The following is a 5,767-nucleotide window of genomic DNA, read 5'->3' as shown; positions in this document are numbered from 1 at the left end:
GAACCTCGCCATCCGAAGATGGACGGGGTATCAACTAATCTGGCGTTGATTTTTGGCACGCTGTTGAGTTCTCAAGGAACGGACGCTTCCTTCGTTCCTGTTTCCAGGCCCTCCGGGCGCTTCCTTCGTTTCCGACTCTATCAGATCTTTTCGATCCGATTTCCTCGGTGCTTTCCGGTCCAATTCGCTTTTCGCTCTTCGGGCCTTTCAGCGGTTCCGACTTTATCAGAAGATCTGAGTCGGATTTCCCGCCTCCCGGAGAACCGTTCAGGCGCACGGCGGCGCCGGGTGGTTCCCGATCTGGCGGAGCCGTAAACGTACTGGAGCGGGGCGCCCCGATGCAAATCGAGGCGCCCCGCTCCGGTGCGGCGCTGGTCAGACCTCCACGACGACCGGGAGGATCATGGGCCGGCGGCGGTAGGTGTCGGAGACCCACTTGCCGACGGTGCGGCGGATCAGCTGCTGGAGCTGGTGGGGTTCGACGACGCCGTCCTGGGCCGACTTGTTCAGGACCTGGTCGACCTTGGGGATCACGGCGTCGAACGCCGAGTCCTCGATGCCGGAGCCGCGGGCGTGGATGTTCGGGCCGCTGACGATCTTGCCGGTCGAGGAGTCCACGACCACGAAGACCGAGATGATGCCCTCGTCGCCGAGGATGCGGCGGTCCTTGAGGTGCGTCTCGGTGACGTCGCCGACCGAGAGGCCGTCGACGTACACGTACCCGGCCTGGACCTTGCCGGTGATCCGGGCGCGGCCGTCGATGAGGTCGACGACGACGCCGTCCTCGGCGATGACGATGTGGTCCTTGGGGATGCCCGTCATGGCGCCCAGCTCGGCGTTGGCGCGCAGGTGGCGCCATTCGCCGTGGACCGGCATGAGGTTCTTCGGACGGCAGATGTTGTAGAAGTACAGCAGCTCGCCGGCCGAGGCGTGGCCCGAGACGTGGACCTTGGCGTTGCCCTTGTGGACGACGTTCGCGCCCCAGCGGGTCAGGCCGTTGATCACGCGGTAGACCGCGTTCTCGTTGCCCGGGATCAGGGAGGACGCCAGGATCACGGTGTCCCCGGGGACGATCCGGATCTGGTGGTCGCGGTTGGCCATCCGGGACAGGGCCGCCATGGGCTCGCCCTGGGAACCGGTGCAGACCAGCACGACCTCGTCGTCCGGCAGGTCGTCGAGGGTCTTCACGTCCACGACGAGACCGGCCGGGACCCGGAGGTAGCCGAGGTCGCGGGCGATGCCCATGTTGCGGACCATCGAGCGGCCGACGAAGGCGACGCGGCGCCCGTACTCGTGGGCGGCGTCGAGGATCTGCTGGATGCGGTGCACGTGGCTGGCGAAGCTGGCCACGATGATGCGCTTCTGGGCGTTGGCGAAGACGTTCCGCAGGACGTTGGAGATGTCCTTCTCCGGCGGGACGAAGCCGGGGACCTCGGCGTTCGTCGAGTCGGACAGCAGGAGGTCGATGCCCTCCTCGCTGAGCCGCGCGAACGCGTGGAGGTCGGTGAGCCGGCCGTCCATCGGGAGCTGGTCCATCTTGAAGTCGCCGGTGGCGACGGCCATGCCCGCGGGGGTGCGGATGGCGACGGCCAGGGCGTCCGGGATGGAGTGGTTGACCGCGATGAACTCGCAGTCGAAGGGGCCCAGGTTCTCGCGGTCGCCCTCCTTCACCTCGAGGGTGTAGGGGCGGATGCGGTGCTCCTGCAGCTTGGCCTCGATCAGGGCGAGGGTCAGCTTGGAGCCGATGAGCGGGATGTCCGGCTTGAGCCGGAGCAGGTAGGGGACGGCACCGATGTGGTCCTCGTGGCCGTGCGTGAGCACGATGCCTTCGATGTCGTCGAGTCGGTCCCGGATGATGGTGAAGTCCGGGAGGATCAGGTCGATGCCCGGCTGCTCCTCTTCGGGGAAGAGGACGCCGCAGTCGACGATGAGCAGGCGGCCGTCGAATTCGAAGACCGTCATGTTGCGGCCGATCTCGCCGAGCCCGCCGAGCGGGGTGACGCGCAGCGCGCCCTTCGGGAGCTTCGGCGGTGCGCCGAGTTCGGGATGCGGATGACTCAAAAGACTCTCCTCACCATGCGCGCCACGTGCCGCTGGCACGTGGCGCGCATGACAATCGTGCACTTGCTGTTGTCAGTGTTCAGTTGTGAAGTCCGATGTCAGAGTTCTACCCCGCCGGCGGCCAGGTCGACCTTGAGCTGGTCCGTCTCCTGGGGGGAGAGCTCCACGAGCGGCAGCCGCAGCGGGCCGGCCGGGAGGCCCTGGAGGGCCAGGGCGGCCTTGGTCGTCATGACGCCCTGGGTGCGGAACATGCCGGTGTAGACCGGCAGCAGCTTCTGGTGGATCTCGGTGGCCTTCACGACCTCGCCGGCCAGGTGGGCGTCGAGGAGGGCGCGGAGCTCCGGGGTGACGAGGTGGCCCACGACGGAGACGAAGCCGCAGGCGCCGACGGAGAGCAGGGGCAGGTTGAGCATGTCGTCGCCGGAGTACCAGGCGAGGCCGGAGCGGGCGATGGCCCAGCTGGCGCGGCCGAGGTCGCCCTTGGCGTCCTTGTTGGCGACGATGCGCGGGTGCTCGGCGAGACGGACGAGCGTCTCGGTGTCGATCGGGACGCCGCTGCGGCCGGGGATGTCGTAGAGCATGACCGGGAGGCCGGTGGCGTCGGCGATGGCCGAGAAGTGCCGGTACAGGCCCTCCTGCGGGGGCTTGTTGTAGTACGGCGTCACGGCGAGGAGGCCGTGGGCGCCGTCACGCTCTGCGGCGCGGGCGAGCTCGAGGGAGTGGTGGGTGTCGTTGGTGCCGACGCCGGCGACGACGTGGGCGCGATCGCCCACCGCCTCCAGTACGGCCCGTACGAGCTGCGATTTCTCCGCGTCGCTGGTGGTGGGGGACTCGCCGGTGGTGCCGTTGACCACCAGGCCGTCGTTGCCTGCGTCCACCAGGTGGGTGGCCAGTCGCTGGGCACCGTCGAGGTCGAGTGCGCCGTCCGCCGTGAAGGGCGTGACCATGGCGGTGAGGACCCGCCCGAAGGGGGTCTGCGGAGTGGAGATCGGAGCCATGGGTAACACGCTACTCGCTGCTCAGCGCCGGGTGTCCCCTAGGGGGACAGGAGAAAGGGAGCCCGGCGCTGCCTGCTCGGGGGTTCAGGCAGCGCCGGGTCCGTTTGATCAGCCTAGATGAACTTCGTGAAACGTCGCAATACGGACACTTCGCACGAGGTACTCGGACATCTGTGCCCTACGGGGCCACACGGCCGTTCTTGTTGAAGGCGGCGTGGGTCAGCGGCATCAGCCGGGCCCAGTGCGCCTCCATCTTCTCGCCGACCATCTCGATCTCCCGCTGCGGGAAGGACGGGGTCGTGGCCAGCTCGTGCTGGGTGCGCAGGCCCAGGAAGTGCATGAGCGAGCGGGCGTTGCAGGTGGCGTACATCGAGGAGAAGAGGCCGACCGGGAGGACGGCGCGGGCGACCTCGCGGGCGACGCCGGCGGCCAGCATCTCCTGGTAGGTGGCGTACGCCTGGCGGTACGACTCCTCCATGGTGCGGCCCACCAGCTCGTGCTGCTCCGGGGTGCCCTCGACGAAGACGTACTTGCCCGGGCGGCCCTCCTGGACCAGCTTGCGGTCGGTGTCCGGGACGTAGAAGACCGGCTCCAGCTGCCGGTAGCGGCCCGACTCCTCGTTGTACGACCAGCCGACGCGGTGCCGCATGAACTCGCGGAACACGAAGATCGGGGCGCTGATGAAGAAGGTCATCGAGTTGTGCTCGAACGGGCTGCCGTGGCGGTCCCGCATCAGGTAGTTGATGAGGCCCTTGGAGCGCTCGGGGTCCTTCTGGAGCTCTTCGAGGGACTGCTCGCCCGCCGTGGAGACCCGGGCCGCCCAGAGGACGTCCGAGTCGGCCGCCGCGCTCTTGACCAGTTCGACGGTGACGTCGCTCCGGAAGTCGATCTTCACGTTCTCGGTGGGGCTGTCGCTCACCAGAGGTCCTTCCAGTCGGGTTGCAGTCGCCCACTCTAACGACGTCCTACCGGAGGATGAGATTCGGCCGCTGTGGTGAAAAAGGGCACCAAAGTCCCGGTTCTGTCGTCTCTCCCTGTGAGGGACGACGACTACCGAGGAGAGTGGTGCTGATGTTCAGCCGGAAAGAGCCCGTACCGTTCGCGTTCGTCGCGGAGGCGGACCATTTCCGCAGTAACGTCACGCCACCACCGAGGGAGCGCCTCGGCGCCTCCCAGATCGTGGGCCGTACGCTGATCGGACTCACCGTGGTGGCCGGGCTCGTCGGGTCGCTGATCTTCGGCATGCCCTCCCTCCAGTCGGGGGAGTCCGCCACTCGTCAGCAGCAGTCCGAAGCCTCCGACAACCGCTGAGGTAGCCTCACCGGGCACCGCCCCTTCGAGCGTGCCTGTGAGTGAGGACCTGTCGTGCCCCTGCCCTTTCTGACGGCCGACCGTGCTTTTGACACGACCGACCACGTCGCCCTGCCGTTCGACGACCACGACCAGTGGCGCCGTCCCTACCGGCCGGGTTCCTGGCGGGTGGGGGCCGCGGCTCTCGCGCTGCTGCTGGCGTCCTTCGTGCTCCTGGCCGCGGTGATCATCGCCGCGGCCGGAGCCGTCGGCGGATCGCTGGCCACCCTGACCATCGCCCTCCTCGTGATCCTCGCGGCGCTGCGGCTGCTCCGCATGGGGGCATGGGTGAGCCGCGCCGGGATCCGGCGCGTGGCCTTCTTCTCGACCGTCACCGTGCCGTGGGCCAAGGTGACCTCCGTACGGACCGTCCAGCAGCCGGTGCGCTGGCTGGGTCTCCCCCGCACGGTCCAGGGCCAGGCCCTGGTGCTCGACCGGCAGGTCGGTGAGCAGCTCCAGCTGCTCACCGACCACAACGCCGACTTCCTCTCCCGTGTGGAGGCCTTCGACCGGGCGGCCGACACGGTCGAGGCGTGGAACGCCGAGTACGGCGTCGCGGACGCTACGCGCTGACCGCACGCCCCTCGTGGAGCGTGATGGCCCGCTGCATCGCCTTGCGGGCCCGGGGGGTGTCGCGGGCGTCGTGGTAGGCGACCGCGAGCCGGAACCAGCAGCGCCAGTCCTCGGGCGAGTCCTCCGTCTCGGCCTTGCGCCGGGCGAAGACCTCGTCGGCCGAGTCGCGGTCGATGCGACCGCCCTCGGTGCGCTTCAGCTCGTCGACGGGCAGGCCGCCCTCGGCCTCCAGCTCCGCGGCCAGGCGGTTGGCCCGGCGCGCGAAGCTGGTGTTCTTCCAGAGGAACCAGCCGCCGACCGCGGGGAGCAGGAACGCCACGGCGCCCATGCCCATGGCGGCCGGCTCGCCCGTCAGGAGGAGCAGGACGCCCTCCATCGCCACCACCCCGAAGACGAGGACGAGGACGGTGGCGAGGAAGACGTACGTGATCTTTCCGCCCATGACCGTCAGCCCAGGTCCAGGAAGTGTTCCAGGCCGAAGGTGAGGCCCGGAGCGGTGGTCACGCGGCGGGCGCCCAGCAGGATGCCCGGCATGAAGCTGGAGTGGTGCAGCGAGTCGTGGCGCACGGTGAGGGTCTCCCCCTCGCCGCCGAGCAGCACCTCCTGGTGGGCCAGGAGGCCCGAGAGCCGCACCGAGTGCACACGGACGCCGTCGACGTCGGCGCCGCGCGCGCCCTCCAGCCCGTGGGTGGTGCTGTCCGGCTGGGGGGGGAGGGGGGGGGGGGGGGGGGGGGCGGGGGGGGGGGGGGGGGTCCAGGTAGTGGTGGGCTAAAGAGAGGGAGAGG

The 5,767-nt window shown here is 69.0% G+C and carries 6 protein-coding genes and 1 pseudogene; 2 read left to right on the top strand and 5 right to left on the bottom strand.

The genetic code is table 11. The features are described from left to right. Positions 1–375: 375 nt before the first annotated feature. From ACZ60W_RS36930 to thyX, 3 genes are all read right to left on the bottom strand, one after another. On the bottom strand, positions 376–2,061 hold the full coding sequence (locus ACZ60W_RS36930) for a ribonuclease J (RefSeq protein ID WP_469759785.1): 1,686 nt from the start codon (positions 2,059–2,061) through the stop codon (positions 376–378). 98 nt (positions 2,062–2,159) lie between these two features. Further along, on the bottom strand, positions 2,160–3,059 hold the full coding sequence (gene dapA, locus ACZ60W_RS36925; RefSeq protein WP_469759784.1) for a 4-hydroxy-tetrahydrodipicolinate synthase: 900 nt from the start codon (positions 3,057–3,059) through the stop codon (positions 2,160–2,162). 178 nt (positions 3,060–3,237) lie between these two features. Then, the gene (gene thyX, locus ACZ60W_RS36920; RefSeq protein ID WP_469759783.1) at positions 3,238–3,978 is read right to left on the bottom strand and encodes an FAD-dependent thymidylate synthase; all 741 of its coding nucleotides are present in this window, start codon (positions 3,976–3,978) and stop codon (positions 3,238–3,240) included. Between the two features lie 152 nt (positions 3,979–4,130). Here thyX and ACZ60W_RS36915 point away from each other — a divergent pair, with 152 nt between their 5' ends. Then, positions 4,131–4,370, top strand: coding sequence for a hypothetical protein (locus ACZ60W_RS36915; protein ID WP_469759782.1), 240 nt, complete (start codon positions 4,131–4,133; stop codon positions 4,368–4,370). Positions 4,371–4,424: 54 nt separating this feature from the next. After that, a complete protein-coding gene (locus ACZ60W_RS36910) occupies positions 4,425–4,982 on the top strand; it encodes a hypothetical protein (protein WP_469759781.1) in 558 nt (185 codons plus the stop codon). Here the strand turns inward: ACZ60W_RS36910 and ACZ60W_RS36905 are convergent. Both ACZ60W_RS36905 and ACZ60W_RS36900 read right to left on the bottom strand, forming a co-directional pair. Continuing rightward, positions 4,972–5,424, bottom strand: coding sequence for a hypothetical protein (locus ACZ60W_RS36905; protein ID WP_469759780.1), 453 nt, complete (start codon positions 5,422–5,424; stop codon positions 4,972–4,974). The genes ACZ60W_RS36910 and ACZ60W_RS36905 overlap by 11 nt on opposite strands. Before the next feature lie 5 nt (positions 5,425–5,429). Continuing rightward, positions 5,430–5,690, bottom strand: a pseudogene (locus ACZ60W_RS36900) (dihydrodipicolinate reductase C-terminal domain-containing protein); the annotation flags it as partial. Positions 5,691–5,767 lie beyond the last annotated feature (77 nt).

This window comes from Streptomyces sp. NPDC104202 (assembly GCF_055584185.1).
The sequence above is the reverse complement of the archived record's forward strand: the minus strand, read 5'-3'. Positions and strand labels throughout refer to the sequence as shown.

What these genes read in the sequence shown, in the direction of transcription:
- dapA (WP_469759784.1), bottom strand. Translation starts at nt 3,059, where the DNA reads ATGGCTCCGATCTCCACTCCGCAGACCCCCTTCGGGCGGGTCCTCACC.
- ACZ60W_RS36915 (WP_469759782.1), top strand. Translation starts at nt 4,131, where the DNA reads ATGTTCAGCCGGAAAGAGCCCGTACCGTTCGCGTTCGTCGCGGAGGCG.
- ACZ60W_RS36905 (WP_469759780.1), bottom strand. Translation starts at nt 5,424, where the DNA reads ATGGGCGGAAAGATCACGTACGTCTTCCTCGCCACCGTCCTCGTCCTC.